13 protein-coding genes are annotated in these 22,369 nt (G+C 42.8%); all 13 read right to left on the bottom strand.

Going from position 1 to position 22,369, the window contains the following annotated elements; all coding sequences use genetic code 11:
• Positions 1–5: 5 nt before the first annotated feature.
• The 13 genes from ACESMA_RS02705 to uxaC all read right to left on the bottom strand — a co-directional run bounded on the left by ACESMA_RS02705 (position 6) and on the right by uxaC (position 22,358).
• Positions 6–1,697 carry a glycoside hydrolase family 28 protein gene (locus ACESMA_RS02705; protein WP_372947221.1) on the bottom strand — a complete coding sequence of 564 codons (1,692 nt, stop codon included), beginning with the start codon at positions 1,695–1,697 and terminating at the stop codon, positions 6–8.
• A 44-nt stretch (positions 1,698–1,741) separates the two neighbouring features.
• Entirely contained in the window at positions 1,742–3,196 is a 1,455-nt protein-coding gene (locus tag ACESMA_RS02700; protein ID WP_372947220.1) for a polysaccharide lyase family 1 protein, read from the bottom strand.
• Between the two features lie 12 nt (positions 3,197–3,208).
• Positions 3,209–4,666: a polysaccharide lyase family 1 protein gene (locus ACESMA_RS02695; protein ID WP_372947219.1), complete on the bottom strand. Its 1,458-nt coding sequence runs from the start codon at positions 4,664–4,666 to the stop codon at positions 3,209–3,211.
• Between the two features lie 104 nt (positions 4,667–4,770).
• Positions 4,771–6,342, bottom strand: a complete 1,572-nt coding sequence (locus tag ACESMA_RS02690; protein WP_372947218.1) for a DUF5123 domain-containing protein — start codon at positions 6,340–6,342, stop codon at positions 4,771–4,773.
• Positions 6,343–6,360: 18 nt separating this feature from the next.
• Positions 6,361–8,205 carry a RagB/SusD family nutrient uptake outer membrane protein gene (locus ACESMA_RS02685; protein WP_372947217.1) on the bottom strand — a complete coding sequence of 615 codons (1,845 nt, stop codon included), beginning with the start codon at positions 8,203–8,205 and terminating at the stop codon, positions 6,361–6,363.
• 12 nt (positions 8,206–8,217) lie between these two features.
• A complete protein-coding gene (locus ACESMA_RS02680; RefSeq protein ID WP_372947216.1) occupies positions 8,218–11,469 on the bottom strand; it encodes a SusC/RagA family TonB-linked outer membrane protein in 3,252 nt (1,083 codons plus the stop codon).
• Positions 11,470–11,804: 335 nt separating this feature from the next.
• Entirely contained in the window at positions 11,805–15,902 is a 4,098-nt protein-coding gene (locus ACESMA_RS02675) for a two-component regulator propeller domain-containing protein (RefSeq protein WP_372947215.1), read from the bottom strand.
• A gap of 148 nt (positions 15,903–16,050) precedes the next feature.
• Positions 16,051–17,514, bottom strand: a complete 1,464-nt coding sequence (locus ACESMA_RS02670; RefSeq protein ID WP_372947214.1) for a TRAP transporter large permease — start codon at positions 17,512–17,514, stop codon at positions 16,051–16,053.
• A 5-nt stretch (positions 17,515–17,519) separates the two neighbouring features.
• Complete coding sequence (locus tag ACESMA_RS02665) at positions 17,520–17,999, bottom strand: TRAP transporter small permease (protein ID WP_372947213.1); 480 nt, start codon at positions 17,997–17,999, stop codon at positions 17,520–17,522.
• A gap of 11 nt (positions 18,000–18,010) precedes the next feature.
• Entirely contained in the window at positions 18,011–18,979 is a 969-nt protein-coding gene (locus ACESMA_RS02660; protein WP_372947212.1) for a TRAP transporter substrate-binding protein, read from the bottom strand.
• Positions 18,980–19,008: 29 nt separating this feature from the next.
• Positions 19,009–19,680 carry a bifunctional 4-hydroxy-2-oxoglutarate aldolase/2-dehydro-3-deoxy-phosphogluconate aldolase gene (locus ACESMA_RS02655; protein WP_372947211.1) on the bottom strand — a complete coding sequence of 224 codons (672 nt, stop codon included), beginning with the start codon at positions 19,678–19,680 and terminating at the stop codon, positions 19,009–19,011.
• 159 nt (positions 19,681–19,839) lie between these two features.
• Entirely contained in the window at positions 19,840–20,877 is a 1,038-nt protein-coding gene (locus ACESMA_RS02650; protein ID WP_372947210.1) for a PfkB family carbohydrate kinase, read from the bottom strand.
• A gap of 77 nt (positions 20,878–20,954) precedes the next feature.
• On the bottom strand, positions 20,955–22,358 hold the full coding sequence (gene uxaC, locus ACESMA_RS02645; protein ID WP_372947209.1) for a glucuronate isomerase: 1,404 nt from the start codon (positions 22,356–22,358) through the stop codon (positions 20,955–20,957).
• Positions 22,359–22,369: the final 11 nt, after the last annotated feature.

Raw genomic sequence — 22,369 nt, 5'->3', positions numbered from 1 at the left:
ACCCACTATTCAAACTGAACAGCATCACGGGGAACTTCATTTCCTAAAGTGGTAAAAGGCTGTAAATTTTCACCATCAAATGGCAGCAATTTAATGTTTCGGCTGCTGTCACCATTGATGATAATAGATTTTTCCTCCTTAAACGGATATTTGAGTCCTCTGATTTCCACGTTTTTGGAATTGTAAAATTCAACAGCCGTTTTATTTTTGGTAATGAGTTCAACACCTTCAATTTTAACATTATCTGCATCCACAATCGAAAATCCGTTGTCGGCTTCCAAAAGCATATCAGTCATGGTCACATTTTCCAGGTTCATTTCGGGTAATCCCTGTAAAACCACAGCCTGCTGAGCTCCCTTTACCACAATGTTTTTCATGGAAATATCTTTGAACTGGGGTGTTTCTTCGGTAACCGGTTCGGGTTTCGCAATGGCATCAGATTTTCCCGAGGCAAGCATTTCCGAAACCGACATTCCCCCGTAATACAAATTAAATGAAATGGCATTGGTCGGAATATCTGTCATCCGGACATCTGAAATATAAATGCCTTCAACCACGCCGCCCCGACCGCGGTTGCTTTTAAAACGGAGGCCCACATCGGTTCCCATAAACGTGCAGTTTGAAACGTGCATGTTGCGCACACCACCCGACATTTCGCTGCCAACGGTAACTCCGCCATGCCCGTGGTAAACAATGTTGCTGCGAATGACCAAATTTTCACTTGGCACACCACGTCGCCGACCGTCTTCATCTTTGCCTGATTTTATGCAGATGGCATCGTCGCCCACATCGAAGTTGCAGTTTTCTACCAGCACATTTTTACACGATTCAATATCTATTCCGTCACCGTTTTGCGAATACCAGGGATTTCGAACGGTTAAATTCCTGACAACCAAATCTTCCACCATAAGCGGATGAATGCACCAGGCTGGTGAATTCTGAAAAGTCGGACCATCAAACAACACCCTTTTGCTGTTTTGAATGCTTACCATCACCGGGCGCAAAAAATCGCGAATAGCCTCATATTCTTCTTTGGTTGTTAATCCGGTAGGAACATTCATATTGGCAGATTCCTGGGCTGTTTTGAATTGTTCAGAAGGGTACCATTCATTTTCTTTTTCGTTAACCACACCACCCGATGCCACCAGCTCTTTCCACTGGTTTGCAGTAAGTTTGCTGCGCTTTACAAACCTCCATGCATCTCCAGAACCATCCCAAACACCGTGACCCGTAAACGCGATATTCTCCACATTTTTGCCGTAAATGGGCGAAATGCAGCGCCAGGTATCCAGTCCTTCAAAACTGGTTTCAACAACCGGATAGAGATCTTTATTCTCAGAAAAAATAACCACAGCGCCGGGTTCGGTAAACAGTTCCAGATTACTTTTCAAAATAATTGGTCCCGTTAACCAAATTCCTGCCGGAATAACAACTCTTCCCCCACCCTTTTGGGAAACCGCCTCAATGGCGTCGGCAAAAGCTTTACTGTTCAAAACCTGGCCTCCGCTTACTGCTCCAAAATCTTCAATACTCACCTCATAATTTGGAATAACCGGCTCGTGAATGGAAGGCATGTCAAACTCAATTTCTTCAAAATGAATAATTTTTGATGCCCGATGTTGATTATCTGCCTGCGCACACCCGTTCAGTGCCAAAGAAAAAGTCAGAAGTATTGCTGCTATGGTTTTCACTATCATTTTTTATTCTATTATAGGTTAACTAACTCATTGAAAGCAAAAAATTAAAGAAGTGTTGTCAATTCATGAATGTAAACTTCAATATTCGTATAATTTTTATCGACTGATATTTTTACATTATCAGACGGGTCATTTGAATTAAGCTTGTTTTTCTTCTCCCATTTGTCGGGCATTCCATCGTTATCCGAATCTTTCGGATATTTTTTGGATTTCAGTTTTGGCCAGCCTCCCACATCCCTTTGCGAGTCGATGATTCCATTGGAACCTCCCTCGTAGGATTTTCCGAATTGTTCATTTCCTGTTTTCACTTCGTCCACAATTCGCAAATCCACGGCATCGCGTTTTTGGCTGGCGCCTGCATTTTGCAGCACTTGTTTAAAAGCAACAGTTGCATCCGTTGTTTTCACCGGGGTACATTCAACCGGAGTCAATAATTTCGATTTGACTTTGGCAGCTTCGTCCACATCATTTCCCTCAACGCCGTATTTCCAGTTATCTGAAGTAACCTCCACGTTATCTTCCATCGCATTTCCGTCAATGTAAAACCAACCGGCTCCCAATGTATCGGGATTGATGTTTTTGTTGAAAAACTTCTGTGTTAAATCCAGAATGCGGTTTTGTTTGCTTTTTTGTGTTGCAGGCCCCGGCTTAAAATAGTTGTTTACAATGTTGTAATGGCCTTCTTCGCCACCATAAATGGTATTGAACCCCCAGTTGTAAATGACGTTGTTTCGTATATCCGCCTTTTCAAGATCAGGCCTGCCGGAATACCGGGAACCGCAAAGTCTTGGATTGCGGCTGGTGTGGTCGCTTATCAGATTGTGATGAAACGACGCATTCCATCCACCCCAGATTCCTCCGTAACCGTGTTCCCCTTTGTGGTGGTCCGATTTGTATAAACTCTCGCTGATTATGCACCATTGCAAGGTGAAATTTTCGTTGTCGTAAAATGACGCAACCTCGTCGTTGGCCCAACTTGCGCTACAGTGATCGATAATAATATTCTTATTTCCGATGGAATAAATGGCATCATTTTCTTCCTGTGCCGTGTCGCCTGGTCTGATGCGCAAATACCTGATGATTATATTGTCAGCGTCGATTCGAATTCCGTAGTTTTTTAAACAAATCCCGTCGCCGGGAGCAGTTTGGCCGGCAATGGTGAGGTCGCAGTTTTTTATGTGGAGCATTTTATTCAGTTCGATATTCCCCGAAACGCGAAACACAATAATCCTGGGGCCCTCAGCTTCAATGGCTTTACGCAAACTTCCATCACCTTTGTCATTCAGGTTATCCACAAAAATTACCTGACCTCCCCTGCCCCCGGTGGCATACATTCCACCTCCTTCGGCACCCGGAAACGCCGGTACCTGTGCACATGCACCGGGTGCAGCGGATTCCGATCCGCTGATTATATCTTCGGCACCAGGGAACGCCGGCACCTGTGCAAATGCCGGTTCTGAGAAAAACATCAATAATATAACCTGAAATATGCTCTTCATAAAGTGAATTGGTTATTCTTCTTTTCCAAAATCAATTTTACTGCTGACCAGACTGTTCAGATAAACTTCAAGATTGGTGTAAGCCTGATCCAATGTATGTTTAACAGCGTCTGATGCATCATTCGGATTTAATCCTTTTTCGGTTTCCCATGCATTGGGCATACCGTCGTTGTCAGAATCTGCCGGTGCAGTTCCCGATTCCAGTTCGGGCCAGCCAGCAACAGCCGCCTGCGTGTCGATAATACCCAGACTTTCGCCGTAACTTCCGCCGTAGGTAGCGGTTCCTGTTGAAACTTCCTCCAAAATACGCGTATCCACTGCATCGCGCCATAAACTGGCTCCTGCATGTTCCAGTACATCCGCAAAAGCATCTTCAGGCGAAGTGTATTCCACCTGGGTTATATCGAAACGCGAAGTAGCTTTTAAAGGTTCCAGATTGCCTCCGCTTTTTAAATCGAATCCAAGCCAGTTGTCGCTGGTCACATCTTCAAACCCAAAAACAAAATTTCCGTCCAAAAAGAATTTTCCGTAAGAGCCTTCGTAATACGCTTCAAAAATGCGGTCTTTGTTACTTTTTGTTGCCGGGCCGGCTTTGTAATAGTTGTTTACAATGTTATACTGACCGCCTTCACCGCCATAAGAAGAATTGCTTCCCCAGTTGTAAATTACGTTGTTGCCCATTTCTGCCATTTCACGCTCAACACCATCGCGAATACCGTAAAAACGCGGGTTCCGGCTTTTATGGTGAGCCAGCAGGTTGTGATGAAATGTTGCATTGTAACCGCCCCACAATCCACCGTAACCGTGTTCCCCTTTTCCGTGAACCGATTCGTTGAGACTTTCGGCAATCACACACCACTGCATGGTAAAATTTTCATTATCGTAGAATGATGCACATTCATCGGTACACCAGCTCATGCTGCAATGGTCGAGTATGATGTTTTTTTGCCGGCGTCCCCAAATGGCATCGCCTTCATACGCTTTTACGTCGCCCATCCGGAAACGCAAAAACCGGATGATAACATTATCGGCTGCAATCCGAACAGAATAATTTGCCAAAGTAATTCCACCGCCCGGAGCCGATTGTCCGGCAATGGTAATGTCGTCGTTATTTATTCTTAATTCTGAATTGAGGTAAATTGTCCCGGTAACGGCGAAAACAATGGTGCGCGGCCCTTCCTTGTCAATTGCCCAGCGGAGTGTTCCTTCAGTAGTATTATCTTCGAGCGAAGTTACCACATAAACATCGCCTCCACGTCCGCCTTTAGTGAACATTCCACCCCCTTGAGCGCCGGGAAAAGACGGAACACTGTCAGGATTGATAACCGGTCCATCATCATCGTCGTCGTCATCATCAGGATTCTGACCGTTTGGATCACCCGGGCCGGGAATCGGATCATCTTTTTCACACCCCCAAAAGCCGGCAATTAAGATCGCGGCAAACATCAGCACAAAAATTCTTTTTATCATACAACAGTTATTAAACTCAGGGAATTCTCCCAAAAAAACTTTTAAAGTTAAAAAATAATACCGGAGACACTTCAAAAGTGAGGCGTCTCCGGAAAACCAACCTATCAGTCAATCCAACGAGAATCTCCCATTGGACTTCCTCCCTCTCCTGAGTTTCGTATAGGCGAATTAAAATCAACGCTAAAGTCACCTGCTTCCGGGTCACCCGCAAACGGACTTTGTGTATCGTCAGTAATATTGTTCGGCCCGTTAAATTCGTATGCCGACAAATTCACCGAATTGTGGAAATAGTTGTAGTCAATTACCGGATAACCGGTTGCCGGATCGTCGGCTCTGAATTCAGCTTCGGCCATTTCAGAGAATACATTATTTTTCAGCGTAACCTGATTGCCTAAAGTTCTGATATACAGCAATCTGTTTGCAGGAGTTGCCACTTTGTAGAACGTGCAGTTTTCGATGTTGATTACCTGATTTTCGAGGCCAACTATGCCATCGCAGCGCAGGAAGTGACGAGTATTGCTCGATTTTGTAAAAGTTGAATTTGTGATAGAAATATCATTTACCGCACAACTTCTGAAATCGAGGAATTCGTTATTCCCTGAAGTTACATTTTCAACATAACAGCCGTCAATGGTGATATTGGTTACTGCACCTCCACTTGTACCTCGGATGAGCGAGCGACCGTAGTTTTTAACCACACAGTTTTTCAACACAATTTCATCGGCATCGGTATTTCCGTTCACCCTAAGCACATAACTTTCCAGTTCTTCTTCACTTAAATTGCCCTCAGTATCAACAGTAAATCCAGAGAATTCTATATCCTGGAAGATATAGGAACCCGGACCGTCGATGTCAATCAGCAGGTGAACGATGGGTTTGTCAGCAGCATTAAATGCTTTTAACGTTGTTGATTTGGTGACTGTAACAGCACCCGAACTTACGGCAAAATCACCTGGCATCAACACAAAAACACCTCCGCCTTCGGTTTCAAGTAAAGCTCTTAAATCGTCTTCAGGATAAACCACAATGGCATCGCTAATATCAATTAACGTTTTAAACGGAATAGCACCGCGCTGAATGTCACCATTGTAAATTGCAGCAACGTAATTGGTTTCCCCTTCGAGCCCTTCGCACAGTTTTTCCCCGGCAGCTTTTTCCGCTTCGGATAATTCAAACTGAATTGGAGATCCATCTTCAGGAGTAATCACAATATGTGAAACCGTTTTGGTTGGATCCCACGAAATAACTACATCGGTTGGACCAATCTGGTCACTTCCAATTTGGTACAGAATATTTTCAGTAGGCGTAACAAAGGTCAGTTCAGCAAACTGAGAGTTGTATTGTTCTTCATCGGCCAGCGCTTTTACTCTAACGGAATAGCGGGTTCCACCTGCCAGTTCAGGAATTACAATTTTGGATTCTGAAATTCCTGTAAACGATTGAACAATATTTTGGAACTGAAGGCTATCCATACTGAGATCGAGAACATATTCTGTTGCTCCCTTTATGGGCAGCCAGGTCAGTTCAACAGTTGTACCATCGAAATTGGTTGTCAATTCCACCGGACGGAACAGGCGCACCCTCTCAAAAACTTCTTCATCTTCTTTGCAGGAAGGCAATAACATAAGCACCCCGGCTGCTATTAATAACAAATATTTTAATTTCTTATAAATCATGGTTTTCGCTTTTATTGTTTAAAATCCATAGTCGTTGGTAAATGCACCGTTTGCATCGTCAATAACCGGTTGTGCAATGGGCAGCAGATGCCGCTCAGGATTGTTGTCCAGTCCCGATGACATTAAATTGAGCCAGTCGATAAATTCCTGCTTATCGCTGTCAGTCAAACCGGGTAGCCAATCCACCCTGTCGAATCCGGGGATATTTAAATCACCCAGGTCTTCATCGAGATTCAGCGAGGCGTAATCAAGGTCTTCCGGATCATCCTCGCGGTATTTGTAATAGAGGTAGTTCGGAAGATTATCGTAAGGCGCTTCGCCATATACGATTTTCCAGTTCAACTCACGGGCTTCAGTAATTTTTTCGTAAAGCAAGTTCCATCTTACCAAATCGAATTTTCTGATGCTTTCACCACCCAGTTCAAGGGCCCGTTCATCCACAATTGCCTCGAAAAATGCTTCCTTGCTTCCCATATTATTGACATAGTTTTCCACTTTTTCAGCTTGTTCTTCAGTTGGGAAAGCTCTGCTCCGAACTTCTTTCAAAGCATCTTTGGCTAATGCTGTTGGTCCGTTCAGTTCGTTTTCTGCTTCGGCAAACATGAGCAATACGTCAGAAAAGCGCATTAATGTCCAGTTTACGCCTGTGAGCAGTTTGTTTCCTGCATTCCGGTTGGCAGCAATGTAAGCGTCTGTCATCCATTTAACCGACCATTTTGCAATACGATACTGCGATGGATCGGTATAAATTTCCTGTCTGCCTTTATCGTTGTATTTATAAAATGCCACAGCAAGATTACGACGGCTGTCAGCCTCATCAAACGCATACAAATAGTGTGGAAGCGTTAAAGCACCGCCCTGGGTTCCACGTCCGTAAACCGGATTGGTATCAAAACGAATTCCCATATAGTAACCTGCCTCACCACTTCTTGCCATCCCGTGCCCCACTTCAAACAAGCTTTCATAAAACTGACGGTCGGGTTGCAACTGATTTTGCCGCATAAATACATCTTTATACGAAGGATTTAGTTGGTGTATGCCCCGGTCCATAATTTCCTTGCACTGATCCCGGGCAATTTGATAATAAGTTTCATAATCCGATCCACGTTCAATTGAATTCGATTCAGCCCTTAAAGAATGGCCTCCGCGATACAATGCAATCCGTGCCATCAATCCTTTAACAAAACCCTTGGAAACCCGTTCCGGTGTGCCGGCTTCGTGCTGGTTTATCCAGGGAACGTACTGTTCGGCTTCCTGTAAATCTTCAATCATGGCTTCCAGAATTTCATCCCTGTCGGTTTTTCCCAAAAAGAAGTTGGAACCGTCGGGTTGGGTGGGGTCAGTTTTAAACGGAACATCGCCCCAAATGCGAACCAAATCGAAATAGAACTGGGCCCGCAAGGTTAACGCTTCGCCATAGTAGCTCCACATTTTTGCTATGGCTTCCTCGTCATCGCCACTCATTACCGGGCTGTTCGGAACTTCGGCTATCAGTATGTTTGCACGTTCAATGGCACGGTAAAGTGCGTTCCATGGGCGTGCAAGTTCGTTGTTTCCCGGTGTTGCCAGGTAGTTTCCAATTCCGCGGCGGCCATTGTCGCCATAATCCCCTGAACCAAATGCAACCACCTCAATATCAGAATTCAATGAAGCATAGTAGGGAATTTTTTGCGAGTACATTTCATCCAGTGTCATCAGCGAATAAATTCCATAAAGTGCATTCAACGTAAAAGCCGGATTGGAAAATACCACATCGGTGGTGTAGCTCGACTGTGTTTCGGTTTCCAGAAACTCATCGCTGCAGTTGGTAAACAACGTTAAACTGAAAACCAGTGTAAGTATATAAATTAATTTCGTTTTCATAATCATTGTTTTTTAGAACGTTACATTAATACCGGCAATAATTGAACGGCTTCTTGGATAAGCCGAATAGTCAACACCCGGCGTTAGCGGAGTTGAACGGCGCGTATCTACTTCCGGATCGTATCCGGTGTAGTTTGTAAGTACAAATAAGTTGTAGCCTGTAACATAAAACCTCAGTCTTTCAATAAATGCCCTCGAAGTTAATGCTTCGGGAAGCGTGTAACCAAGCGTTAAGTTATTGAGTCGTAAAAAAGAACCATCCTCAACTGCCCATGAGTGCAAAACCACGCGGCTCATCATAGGATGCCAGATTTCCACATTCTGATTCAATGCGGCCAGTTCCTGTGGATTGTAAACGAATTCGCCGGTTTCGCGGTTTACAATGGAAAAACGATCATCCCAATTCATCATTTCCAACAAGTTTCCGTAAAGCCTTGTATCTGGAAATGAAGTGAATTCCAGTTTGTTGGCATTGTAAATATCGTTTCCGTAAACCCAGTTTAAAAAGGCTGAAAAATCGAGACCTTTATAAGTTGCAGTCAGATTAAAACCACCAGTATGTTTTGGGTTGGCATTTCCAATAATTGTGCGGTCTTCATCCGGGTTAATTACTGAACCCTCGCCTGAAAGTTTTTTGAATTTCAACGTTCCCGGTCCAAAAAAACGTGCTCCTATCAAGTTACTGTTATCGGGCACACCTGGTTTCAATGTGTAGGTTTCCGATTCTTCATCATAAGTAAAATCATCGTACCTGTACATTCCATCGCTTTCGTAACCCCACATCTGGCCAACCGGATCGCCTTCGCGTAGCAAATAATCGCCGGTGGGACCTGATGAACTTCCATACCAGCCTGAACTTTGCAAGCTCATTTTTACGTCACCAAGTTCCTCTACTTTATTCACGTTAAATGCAATGTTGAACGATGCACTGAGCGAAAAATTGCGGGTTTGAACCAGGTAGCCGTCAAGCGCCAGTTCAATTCCCCTGTTCGAGGTTTTCCCAATGTTTTGCATCTGGAAATCGTACCCGGTATTGCTGGGTATATTCGCACGAATTAACAGGTCTTCGGTTGTATTCAAATATGCATCGATGGTACCGTTTAACCTTGAGTTGAAAAAGCCGAAATCGAGTCCGAGATTTCGGGTATAAGTGGTTTCCCAGCGTAATTCGGGATTTGCGATGGTATTTCCCGGAACCAGTTGATTTTGCAAATTTTCATCAATATAATAAGGTTTGTTGCCATCAGAAGTTGTGTAAAGCATTTTCCACATATCGTCGCCAATGCGGTTGTTTCCGGCAGTTCCGTAACTGGCTCTCAGTTTAAGATTCGAGAGGTTGTCAATATTCTGCAAAAAGTTTTCTTCCGAAAGTCTCCATGCCAAAGCTACCGAAGGAAAATATCCCCAGCGGTTTCCGGCAGCAAATTTACTCGAACCATCGGCACGCATAGTAACCGTTGCCAAAAAACGTTCCTGCAAATTATAGTTTACACGACCAAAAAACGAAGAAAGCCGGTTTTCGGGCGAAATAAACGAAATGGTGGGTTGAGGTGTTCCCAGATTCAGCATAGCTAATGCGGCATTCTGGTCCACATCGCTTGGAAAAAAGCGTGATTCCATTTCCACTCTTTTTGTTTTGAACGAATAAATTTCCTGCCCGAGCATAACATTCAGGCTGTGCCCAGGAATGAAATCGTTTTTGGAATAAGAAATGGTATTGGCCACCCGTTGGGTCAGACCCTCGCGGGTTTCAATATTCACCATTGGAGTTCCGCCACTGTTATTTTTCGATTGTGACGTGGAAGGGCCGTAAAAGCGATCGTCACGGCGGGTCTCAAATTCCACCCCCCAGTCGCTTTTCAAAACCAGACCGTTAATTATTTCATAACTCACGCCGGCATTGAATGTCATATTTTTGCGGTCGGAACTGCGGTAATCATCGTTCACCACATCCACCGGATTATACAACTGACTGGCTGCTTCCATATCGGTGTCGAAATCAACTGCATCCAAAAAATCCTGCAAACCGCGCACAGGCGAATATTTAATCGCATGTTTCAAACGGCTGTTACTTGACGAGCCTTCGGTTGAAGTACCGGCACCGGTAACATTGGTATCAGCAAAACGCGTGTTAAAATCAAGCGTAATGCGCTCGGAAATTTTACTGTTCAGTTTGAAATTGATGTTGTTCCGAACATACCCTGAATGAAGCATGATTCCTTCGTCGTCGGTACGTGTCAGGCTCAGGTTGTATTTTGTGGTTTTTGAACCGCCGGTAACACTTGCATTATGGTATTGCGTAATGGCTTCCCGCCCAAAAATTTCCTCCTGCCAGTTGGATCCTTTTTGTGCTTTATACAATTCCAAATCGCCAAAAACGCCATAATACCGTTGAAAATTTCGGGCGGTGTTTCCGCTTTCTCCGGCAAGTTCATATTGCCACAATACATATTCATAAGGATCCAGAACATCCAGTTGATTGGCAATTTGTTTCACTCCGTAATACATATTGTAATTCGCGGTCACTTCGCCTTCAACACCATCTTTGGTTGTAATAATAATTACCCCGTTAGCGCCACGTGCTCCGTAAATGGCGGTTGAAGATGCGTCTTTCAACACATCAATGGAGGCAATATCGGTTGGTGCAATGTCGCTAATGCTGCTCACCGGAAAACCATCTACAATATATAATGGTGAGTTGTCCTGGGTAATTGAACCTCCCCCTCGCACACGAATTTTAATTTCGGCATCGGGCGAACCCTCGGTTGTGGTAATTTGCACACCTGCCAATCGCCCGGTAAGAGCCTGGGCTGTTGACGACACCGGAATATCCTGAAGGTTATCTCCAGAAACCGAAGACACAGAACCGGTTAAATCACGTTTTTTTACGGTTCCGTAACCAACGGCCACCACTTCTTCAATTCCAATTGAAGTTGTTTCCAGTTCCACATTGATGGCTGACCGTCCGTTAACCGGAATTTCCTGTTCTTCAAATCCAATAAAACGGAATACCAGAACATCGGTCTGTGCATTATTCACCGTTAGCCGGTAGTTGCCATCCACATCAGATACAGTACCCGTGGTTGTACCTTTAATCACAATGTTTACCCCTGGTAAAACCTCGCCGGTTGAAGCTTCAGTTATTTTTCCGGTTACTGTTTGCTGCTGTGCAAAAGCAGTACACACAAAAAATAACTGCGCAAAAACCAGAAAAGTAATCCTGCGAAGTTTTTTCAGCGGATTCTTTCTGTTATTACTTTTCATATTTACCATACTTTTAAATTAGGTTCGATAATATTCATTTACTATTTTTAATTTGTTCTTTGTTACAAAATCAGATTTAAAAGCAAGATGAGCGCTGCGATTAAAACGATTACAATGGCAATGATAGTACGATTTGTTCTTTTAAGATTTTTCTGAATTTTATCCATCAAATTCAAAGGTTTTAATGATTGTGCAATTTAGTTTTTTAGGGTTTAAAAAGCGTTGGTATTTTTCCCGGAACATGTTGTGTGGTTTCCCAACAGGGGGAAATATTTCCCAAACAACGGGATAAATGTTCCTTCAACAGCTTAGGGAGCAAAACATCAATTTGATTTTCAAATTTTTATGTCAGCTTCTTTGCTTTTCGAATTTGCAATATATTCTGTAGCACTCATTCCGTATTCGCGTTTAAAACACTTTCTGAAATGCGACAGGTCTTTAAATCCTACCTCGTATGCAACTTCAGAAATATTCATTTTATTCTGAACCAGCATTTGGGTTGCCCTTTTCAACCTGATGTGCCTTATAAATTCTTTCACAGTCATATCCGTTAAGGCATGGAGTTTCCGGTATAGCTGCATGCGGCTCACACCCACTTTTTCCGAAAAAGTTTCAATATCCAAATCGCAATCTGAAATATTTTCTTCAACCACCTGGATAGCTTTTTGCAGAAACCGCTCGTCGGGAGAAGTAATTTCAACGTTAGTTGGTTCCAGCACCACATTTCTGCTGAATTTTTCTTTCAGCGATTCACGGATGGATAAAACATTTTCAACCTTTGCCTGAAGGACCGACAAATCGAATGGTTTAGTGATGTAATCGTCGGCACCGGTTGTAATACCCTTTATTTCATGTTCTTTTGAATGGAGCGCTGTGAGCAGTAAAACAGGAATATGCGATGTTCGCTCGTCATTTTTTACACGTTCGCACAATTCATAACCATTCATATTCGGCATAATTACATCGCTGATGATGATATTGGGAATATGCTCCAGCGCTTTTTCCCAACCCTCTTCCCCATTCCGGGCTTCAATAATTTGAAATGTGGAATTAAAATGGCTTGCAATGAATTGTCTTACATCGGCGTTGTCTTCTACCACCAACATAATTTTTGAATGTAAATTCTCAGCAGGCTGAATGGGTGCATTATTTAACAGGCTGGCTGGTTTTTCGGTATTAACAGGTTCATTTTTATCCTCTGCAACGGTTTTTATAAACGCCTGAATATAGGGAATCCGGATGGTGAATTTTGTTCCTTTGCCAGGTTTGCTTGCCACAAAAATATTCCCCTTATGAATGGAAACCAATTCTTTTACCAATGACAGACCGATTCCTGTTCCTGAGTCTTTTGCTTCATCATCAGACTGAAAAAACCGATGGAATATTTTTTTCAAATTTTCCGATGGAATTCCCCTTCCGGTATCTTTTACCACAATTTCCACAAACTGTTTTTCTTTTTCTGAGGCTGAAAAATCATCATCTTCGGTATCGAAAATCAAAGAAAGATTGACAGAAACACTTCCACCTGGTTCAGTAAATTTAAAAGCGTTGGAAAGCAGGTTGTTCAGTACTTTTTCAATTTTATCAGGATCGAATGAAGTGAAAAGCTGTTTTTTTAAGGTGTTAAAACGCAGTTTCACTTGTTTTTCAAGAGCTAAGTCGTTAAACGAATTTACGATGTTCCGGGTAAATTCAACAATGTCGCCTTCCACCAAATCAAGCTTTAAGTTACCAGCTTCCAGTTTTCTGAAATCGAGCAACTGACTGATTAATTTTTCAAGGTTTTTTGCGTTGCGATTTACCAGCTTCAGGTTTTCTTTAATTTCAGACTTGGGCAAATCCTGGTTCAGAATTTTTTCAAGCGGACCTATAATCAGGGTTAAAGGCGTACGAATTTCATGCGAAATATTGGTGAAAAACTTCAGTTTCATCATGTCGAGTTCATGCAGCTTTCGAGCATTTACACGCTCCATAACCAACTGGTTTTTAATTTTTTCACGATTCACGAAAAATTTGAGTAAAGAATAAATCATAAAAATGATAAAAATAAAAAGCAGGGATAAAAACCAGGTGGTTTTCCAAAAAGGAGGCATTATGGTAATTTTCAACTGGAGTTCATTTCCGGTATCGGCAAATCCGGGTACCACACGTTTTATCCGAAGTAAATAATTTCCCGGATTGAGGTTGGTAAAAGTGGCCGAGCGGTTTGTTCCGGGTTCATTCCAATTACGGTTAAAACCTTCCAGCATATACAAATACATGTTTTTATCGCTGTTCACAAAATTCAGGGCGGCAAATTCAATTGTAAACATGTTTTGGTCGTAGTTTAGCACCAAATGTTCGGTTTCAGAAATGCTTTTCTGCAACACCGGTTTTTTGCCTTCACCAATAGCAACCGATTTATTGAAAATTTTAAAATCGGTAAACACCAGTGGCACATTGGTTTCTTCCAATATAATTTCTTCAGGATTAAACAGGTTAAAACCTGAAATGGAGCCAAAAAGCATTTGCCCCGACTGGGTTTTGTATCCGGCCCGGTAACAAAACTGGTTGTTGCTTAATCCATCCTGGCTGCTAAAATTCCGAAAATATTCCTTTTCGGTGTTAAACATGGAAAGACCGTTGTTGGTACTAATCCACAGTTGGTTATTTTGGTCTTCAAGAATGGACAATGTATGATTGTTGGCCAAACCGTCTTTTTCGCCATAATACTTAATTGGACCATCATCGGGGGAATAAAGTGCAATTCCCTTGTCGAATGTTGCAATCCAAATGCGATTTCCGGAATCTTCAAACATGGTATGTGAGTGCTCGGGGAAGCGGGTCACAACATTTTCTTCCTGATTAAAAACAATGACTTCATCGAGGCCACCCATCCACAAATTTCCGTTGGAATCGGGCTCAATCCACGAAACCTGATTTTCTCCATTAAGCAGTGAAAAGTGTTCAAACGAGTTGGTTTGCCGGTTGTATCTGTCCACTCCTTTTGAGGTGGCTACCCAAATATCGTTGTATTTATCGAGGCAAAAATCCCAAACGCGGTTATCCGAAAGCGAACCCGGCTTTCCCGGTTCATGCTTGAAATGACTTATTTTTCTGGTTTTCAGGTTGATAACATCAATTCCACCCAAATAGGTTCCAATCCAAAGGTTTCCGTGTCCGTCGTCCAGAAATGCCTTTATGCAGTTCTGGGAAATGGAATTGAGATTATTTTCATCGGCGGTCAGATATTCATATTTTCCAGTTTCCGGATCAAAAATATTCACCCCGCCATCTTCAGTGCCAATCCATATTTTTCCGTCATCATCAATCCAAAACGCATATATAATATTGCTGTTCAGGTAATTGTTATCGCCGGGCAAAGCGCTAAAATGGTGAAAAACCTGTTTGCTTTTGGCCAGCAAGTTCAAACCTCCACGAGTTCCAATCCATGTTTCACCACGTGCATCGTCAAAAACAGACAAGATTGAATTATTGGATATGCTGCGCGGATCACGTTCATCGTGCCTGTAAAAGCCAGTAACGCCCCGGCTTTTCGAATAAGAATAAAGACCACCGCGGGTACCAATCCAAAATTCGCCAAATACTCCTTTCGATACTGAACGCACCGTTTCGTTTCTGTTCACATCGGGTGTGAGTAAAACTTGTGTGAGCGAATGGTCTTCAGGCGATATAATAAACAGGCCGGCAGTATATGTTCCCACCCAAATGGCGCCATCATCATCCAAAAAAATTTCCCAGATTTGTTTGTTTTGGTTCGGTTGAAAAGGAAGTTGAAATGGTTCAATAAGATTTGTTTCGGGGTTGAAGGTAAATAATCCGTTGTTAGTCCCAATCCAAAGAATCCCGTTTTGATCGAACTCGAGGTTTCTCACAAAACTTCCTTCAAAACTTTGCGCTTGCGGCATATCCGGTATTAGTGGGGAAATTCTTCCGAGAGAGTCAAAAAGAAGAATGTTAATATTGGTGCCAATGTAAAAGTTTCCATTGCCATCTTCAACAATATCATTAACCGAAATATCCCTAAATTTTAAGTCACCAGAATTTTTAAGGGGATGTGAAAAGCGTTCGAGTTCCCGGTTAAAAACATTAAGTCCGCCATTTTCTGTTCCTATAAGCAGGTTTCCCTTCCTGTCTTCTTTAATAACCCTCACCAGGTTACCTTTTAAACTGGTGCTGTCATCAGTATTTGGCAAAAAATTCACAAACGAATAACCGTCAAACCGGCTCAGACCCTGGCTGGTGCCAATCCATATCCAACCCCTGGTATCCTGGTAAATGCACTGAATCTGATTGTTTGGAAGTCCGTCTTCCTGGGTAAAAATGTCGAAAGTGAGTTCTGAAGAAAAAGCTTTTGCATCTCCAAATACAATGGAAATACAAAAGAATACGAGGATTAGTTTTTTAATCCATGCGCTTCTAAATAACTGCATTAACTTGAACTCCATTTTATTCTGCCCTTCAACCTGTCATACAAAATAAGGTTTTATTTCAATCAAAAACAAAAAATTATTTTTCAGCAAAAAACCGGAAACATCAAAAGAACGATTCCGGTTTTTCAGTATTAATTTGTTTATTCGATTAAAATCCAAGTTTACCTGGCAGCCACAAGCTTATTTGCGGGAAATAAGTAACCAGCAACAATACAATCACCATGGCAATGAACATGGGCAGCAGTGGTTTTACTACCTTGTCGATACTCAGCCCGGCCACACTACAGCCAATAAACAACACCGAACCAACCGGCGGTGTGCAAAGCCCAACACTCAGGTTTAAAACCATAATAATTCCGAAATGAATCGGGTCCACTCCCATTGCTGTGACAATAGGAAGAAAAATGGGTGTAAAAATTAAAACTGCAGGAGTCATGTCCATAAAAATGCCGACAAACAGAAGAAGCAAGTTAATTATAAGCAAAATCATAAACGGATTGCTGGTAAGCGCTAATAAACCGGCACTCACATTCTGCGGAATGTTTTCGTATGCCATAATCCACGACAAACCCAAACAGGTTGCCACCAGCAACATTACAATACCTGTTGTTTTTACAGAGCGAAGAATAATATCAGGAAGATGACTGAAGCTTACTTCGCCATATATAAAAGCTAAAATTAACGAATAAAGAACAGCAATGGCCGAAGCTTCGGTGGCGGTAAAATAACCGGCAACAATCCCGCCAATCACAATCACCAGCATCATTAGGCTGGGAATGGCATCCAGGAATTTTTTCGTTCCTTCCAGCGCTTTTTTCTTATTGTTTTTTGTTCTGATGAATCCCCAGACAGCTAAACCAGCAAGAATAACATAAAGGAAAATGCGGTTTGCAAGTGGTGAAAGGTTGGCTCGTGAAAACGAAATTCCCTGATAAATAAGCACAAGTCCAATTGCAATTAAAGAAACTACACCAAGTGCTTTAACTGCAGCCTTTGTTCCTTTTTTCTTGTATATGAGCATGGTAACAGCGGTGATGATTATTCCCAAACCGGTGAGGATTCCGGGCAAGTAGCCGGCCAGGAAAAGTGCAGTAATGGAAACTCCGCCACTTGCCAGCGAATAAACAATGAGAATGTTACTGGGTGGAATGGACAAACCGGTTGTTGCGGAAGTGATATTCACCGCCGCACTGAAATTCTCAGGATATCCTTCTTTTTTCATTTCAGGCTGCATAATACTTCCGATGGCAGAAGCCGATGCTGCAGCCGAACCCGAAATGGCGCCAAACAACATATTAGCCAACACATTAACCATGGCCACTCCACCAGGGATTCCGCCAACTAAAACTCGTGCAAAATCAATGAGCCTGATGGCAATTCCTCCACTATTCATAATATTTCCAGCCAAAATAAAGAAAGGGATAGCCAAAAGCGCAAAACTGTTAAGACCAGTTCCCATTCGCTGCGAAAAAGTGGTTAGTGCCGGTATCATATCAATACTAACCAGCATGGTTAAAATACCTGAAATGCCAATGCTAAATGCAATAGGAACACCTATTATCAACAAAATGACAAAACTAAAAACGAGTACAAATACTTCGAGAAATTCCATAGCTGTTAGTTTTTCCGGTTAGATTTAATCATTTTAAAAATATTGTCTATATCGAAATAAGCGATAAGAACGCCGCTTACTGGCATTACGAGGTAAACAATGCCAAGCGGTATGCCCAGGGCTGAAGATTTTACTGATAGAAGAAACCGGGTATATACCAGAGAAGCGCCTCCTATTATCAGAACCGTGATGGCAAAAATGACGATTATTACGCTGATTATCAATTCGAGTTTGAATTTACGTTCCGGGGAACTGCGTTGCACTAACAAATCGATGGCGAGGTGTTCGCGTTTACCGGCAACGTATGCTGCGCCAAACATTCCCACCCAAATGAGCAGATACCCGGCCAGTTCATCGGTATAACTGCTGGGATCATTTAAAACGTAACGACTGAATACCTGCCACAATACATCAATTACCAGCACACTCATTAAAAAAACGAGGAACCATTCTAAAATTTTGTCAATAGTTTTTCGTATAGTCATGGTTAAAAATTTTATTCAACTGCCTGAATTCTTTTAATATATGAATAGATAATTTCATTATCTCTATATGTCTCCAAAAAAGGTTGTACTTTTTTAATGAAAGGCTCTTTGTCGGGCCGGTTGATTTGAACACCTGCTTTTTGAACTTCTTCCATCGATTCTTCCTCCGATTCTGCCCATAATTTACGCTGCAATACAGCCGACTCGTCGGCAGCCTGCTGAATCCATTCTTTTTCCTGTTCAGAAAGTTTATCCCAAACAACCTGACTGATTACCAGCACATCGGGAATTGTGGTATGCTCGTCCAGAGAATAATATTTACAAACTTCATAATGCCGAGAAGTGTAAAGGCTTGGCGGATTATTTTCGGCACCATCAACCACCCCACTTTGCAAAGCGGTATAAAGTTCCCCCCAGGAAATCGGAGTGGCCGATCCTCCCAGTGCTCTGACCATTCCAACAGCCGTGACACTGTTCATTACCCTGATTTTCATTCCGGCCAAATCATCAGGATGTTCAATGGGTTTGGCAATGGTGTAAAAACTTCGCGAACCGGCATCATAATAACAAAGTCCACGCAATCTTTTATCCGCCGTACTGAGCAATAAATCCTGACCGATTTCCCCGTCGAAAACCTTGAAAGCGTGTTCTTTTGACCTGAAAATATAGGGAAGGCCGAAAACTTTATAATCTTCCACAAAACTCTCCATTACAGCAGCAGATACTTTGGTAATGGCCAGACTGCCAATTTGTAAAAGTTCCACACATTGTTGCTCCGAACCGAGTTGCTCTGCCGGATAAATATCAATGGTTAGTTTCCCGTCAGATAACTCGCTGGCTCTTTGGGCCATAAAAACCATGGCTTCATGCACAGGATGATCGGTAGGAAGACCGTGTGCCAGTTTTAGCTCCGTTTCGTCTGAAGGACCAATGCAGGAAACAGTTGCCAAAAGCAAAATACTTCCGAAAAATTGTTTCATTTTTTTGTATTTCATTCTAATACAGTTGATTATTTTTTATACTTGCCTATAATTTTCAATGCTTCTTCGCATTTTTGCGTAATGTAGGAATAATTTTCATTGGCTAAAACTTCTTTTGGGAACAATTTTGATCCCATTCCCACGCAGGTTACCCCGGCTTCGAACCATGCCTTCAGGTTTTCTTCGGTTGGAGAAACTCCGCCGGTGGGCATTATACTTGTCCACGGCATAGGACCTTTTACTGCTTTCACAAAACCGGGACCTCCCACTTCAAAACCAGGAAATATTTTTACAACTTCGGCACCAAGTTCGTGCGCACGACCAATTTCGGTCACTGTCCCGCAACCGGGACTCCAGGCAATTTTTCGCTTGTTGCAAACCCGGGCAGTGGCTTCGTCAACAAGTGGCGAAACTATAAAGTTGGCGCCAAGGGCGATGTACATTGCAGCAGTTCCTTCGTCAATCACCGAGCCTACACCCATTATCATTTCAGGACACTGTTGTTGAGCCCATTTGTTCAGTTCCGCAAAAATGAGTGTGGCAAAATCGCCGCGATTGGTAAATTCAAACAAACGAACTCCGCCATCGTAACAGGCCTTGACCACTCTTTTGCAAACTTCTGCATCCGCATTGTAAAACACCGGAATCATTCCGGTTTCCTTCATTTTTAATGCTACTTCTATTCTTGTAAATCGTGCCATAATTAAAGCCCCCTCTATCTCCCCCAAGGGGGAGAACTGGCGGGACAACCAGTTTTTTAAAATTGTAATCCTTTATTTCAATCAAGTCCCTCCTTTATAGGGATTAGGAAGGTCTCTTTTTTTCTTTCTCCCCTCCCACGGAGGGGTTGGGGGAGGCTTTCATCTCGCTACTCTTCCTGAGGCATCGCCACCCATCAGTTTTTCTACTTCATCAACGGTAACCTGGTTGAAGTCGCCGTAAACGGTATGTTTCAAACACGATGCAGCTACAGCAAAGTTTAGTGCTTTCTGGTCGTTGCCTTCGTAAGTCAGTAATCCGTAAATGAGTCCGCCCATAAACGAATCGCCGCCTCCCACACGGTCAACTATATGAGTGATTTGATAGGTTGGCGCTTCGTAAAGTTTTTTTCCATCCCAAAGCACACCCGACCAGGAATTGTGGTTGGCGTTTACCGAACCACGCAGTGTTGTAATCACTTTTTTACATTCCGGAAAACGTTCCATAATTTGTTTGGAAACAGACTCGTAAGCAGCACCTTCCACATGTCCGCCGGTTACATCCACACCTTCGGGTTTAATTCCCAGTACTTTTTCAGCATCTTCTTCATTACCCAATATAATGTCAGTGCCGGCAACCAAATCGGGCATCACTTCACCGGCTGATTTCCCGTATTTCCAAAGGTTTTTGCGGTAATTCAAATCGCATGAAACGGTAACACCCAGTTCATTAGCTTTTTTAATAGCTTCCAGACAAACTTCGGCAGCATTTTGCGAAATGGCCGGCGTAATTCCTGTCCAGTGAAACCAGGTGGCACCTTCAAAAACAGCATCCCAGTCAATCATTCCCGGTTCTATTTCGGAAACGGCTGAATGCGCGCGATCGTAAACCACTTTGCTTCCACGGCTCACCGCTCCGGTTTCCAGAAAATATATTCCAAGACGTTCGCCACCCCAAACAATGTTATCGGTTCCAACGCCATGTTTACGCAGATCCATCATGCAGGCGCGACCAATATCGTTTTTTGGAAGCCGGGTAACATAGTCAACCGGAATGCCATAGTTTGCAAGAGAAACCGCCACATTAGCTTCCCCGCCTCCAAAAGTTGCAGTTAATTCATTGCTTTGTGAAAAACGTAAATATCCGGGAGTTGCCAGGCGTAACATGATTTCGCCAAATGTAACGACTTTTTTCTTCATTGAATTCAATTTAAGTTGATATTGCAATCGATTGCAAATATACAATTCTACCGGAAATAAAAAAGAAATCCGGTATGTTATTCAAAATTAAAATAAGCTTTTGCGTTGTTAAAGCAGATGTTTTCCACCATTTTCCCCAGCAATTCCATGTCGTTCGGAATTTCGCCGTTTTCCACGTCGTTGCCAATCAGGTTGCAAAGAGTTCTTCGGAAATATTCGTGACGCGGATAAGACAAAAAGCTTCTGGAATCGGTTAGCATTCCCACAAAACGGCTCAGTAGTCCCAGATTTGATAAAGCGTTCATTTGCTTTTCCATACCATCTTTTTGGTCGAGGAACCACCATCCTGAGCCAAACTGCATTTTTCCGGGAACCGAACCATCCTGAAAATTGCCCATCATGGTTGCAATCAGTTCGTTATCGCGTGGGTTCAGATTATACAAAATGGTTTTGGCCAATTTGTTTTCCATGTCCAGTTTGTCCAGAAATTTCGAAAGCGGACGGGCAATTTCAAAATCGCCAATGGAATCCAGCCCGGTATCCGGCCCCAGTTTGCTGAACAGCCGGGTGCTGTTGTTTCGCAGGGCTCCCAAATGGAATTGCTGTGTCCAGCCACGGGAGTGATCCATAATGCCAAATTCGTACAACATGCACGCTTTGAATTTTAAAATTTCCAGTCTGGTTAAATCATTTCCACCCCTGATTTTCTCAAAAATATCGCGAATCTCTTTTTCTGTATAATCTTCGGCAATGGCAGTTTCCAAACCGTGATCGGACAACCGGCAGCCGTTTTCATGGAAAAACTTATGGCGAATTTGAATTGCATCCATAAAACTGCTAAAACTTTCAATAGAAATATCGGAAAATTCTGAAAGTTTATCCAGATATTGATTGAATGTTCCGGTATTTTCAACAGCCATGGCTTTATCTGGACGCCAGGCAGGTAAAACAGCTACCTCAAACCCGCTTTCTTTTATTTGCCGGTGATATTCCAGTGAATCCAAAGGATCGTCGGTTGTGCAAATGGTATGTACATTTGCCATTCGAATAATATTTCTGACCGAATATTCAGGGGTTTGCAGTTTGGCATTGCATTCGTCCCAAATTTCTTTAGCGGTTGAAGGATTTAATAATTTATTGATTCCAAAAAACCGCTGAAGCTCCAGGTGTGTCCAGTGGTAAAGCGGATTCCGGAGCGTGTTCGGAACAGTTTCAGCCCACTTTTCAAATTTCTCCCAGTCGGAAGCATTACCGGTACAATAACGTTCGTCAACGCCGTTGGCTCGCATGGCCCGCCACTTGTAATGGTCGCCATAAAGCCAGATCTGAGCCATGTTTTCAAATTGTTTGTCTTCGGCAATTTCATTTGGCGGAATGTGACAATGGTAATCGAAAACAGGCATTTTAGACGCGTGCTGGTGGTATAATTTCTGCGCAGTTTCTGTTTGCAGCAGAAAATTTTCATCCATAAATTTTTTCATCAGTATCGTTT

Origin of the sequence: Mariniphaga sp., assembly GCF_041687215.1 — a bacterium.
GTDB lineage: Bacteria > Bacteroidota > Bacteroidia > Bacteroidales > Prolixibacteraceae > Mariniphaga.
This window is presented reverse-complemented; position numbering and strand designations above follow the sequence as displayed.

What these genes read in the sequence shown, in the direction of transcription:
- ACESMA_RS02705 (WP_372947221.1), bottom strand. Translation starts at nt 1,697, where the DNA reads ATGATAGTGAAAACCATAGCAGCAATACTTCTGACTTTTTCTTTGGCA.
- ACESMA_RS02700 (WP_372947220.1), bottom strand. Translation starts at nt 3,196, where the DNA reads ATGAAGAGCATATTTCAGGTTATATTATTGATGTTTTTCTCAGAACCG.
- ACESMA_RS02695 (WP_372947219.1), bottom strand. Translation starts at nt 4,666, where the DNA reads ATGATAAAAAGAATTTTTGTGCTGATGTTTGCCGCGATCTTAATTGCC.
- ACESMA_RS02690 (WP_372947218.1), bottom strand. Translation starts at nt 6,342, where the DNA reads ATGATTTATAAGAAATTAAAATATTTGTTATTAATAGCAGCCGGGGTG.
- ACESMA_RS02685 (WP_372947217.1), bottom strand. Translation starts at nt 8,205, where the DNA reads ATGAAAACGAAATTAATTTATATACTTACACTGGTTTTCAGTTTAACG.
- ACESMA_RS02680 (WP_372947216.1), bottom strand. Translation starts at nt 11,469, where the DNA reads ATGAAAAGTAATAACAGAAAGAATCCGCTGAAAAAACTTCGCAGGATT.
- ACESMA_RS02675 (WP_372947215.1), bottom strand. Translation starts at nt 15,902, where the DNA reads ATGCAGTTATTTAGAAGCGCATGGATTAAAAAACTAATCCTCGTATTC.
- ACESMA_RS02670 (WP_372947214.1), bottom strand. Translation starts at nt 17,514, where the DNA reads ATGGAATTTCTCGAAGTATTTGTACTCGTTTTTAGTTTTGTCATTTTG.
- ACESMA_RS02665 (WP_372947213.1), bottom strand. Translation starts at nt 17,999, where the DNA reads ATGACTATACGAAAAACTATTGACAAAATTTTAGAATGGTTCCTCGTT.
- ACESMA_RS02660 (WP_372947212.1), bottom strand. Translation starts at nt 18,979, where the DNA reads ATGAAACAATTTTTCGGAAGTATTTTGCTTTTGGCAACTGTTTCCTGC.
- ACESMA_RS02655 (WP_372947211.1), bottom strand. Translation starts at nt 19,680, where the DNA reads ATGGCACGATTTACAAGAATAGAAGTAGCATTAAAAATGAAGGAAACC.
- ACESMA_RS02650 (WP_372947210.1), bottom strand. Translation starts at nt 20,877, where the DNA reads ATGAAGAAAAAAGTCGTTACATTTGGCGAAATCATGTTACGCCTGGCA.
- uxaC (WP_372947209.1), bottom strand. Translation starts at nt 22,358, where the DNA reads ATGAAAAAATTTATGGATGAAAATTTTCTGCTGCAAACAGAAACTGCG.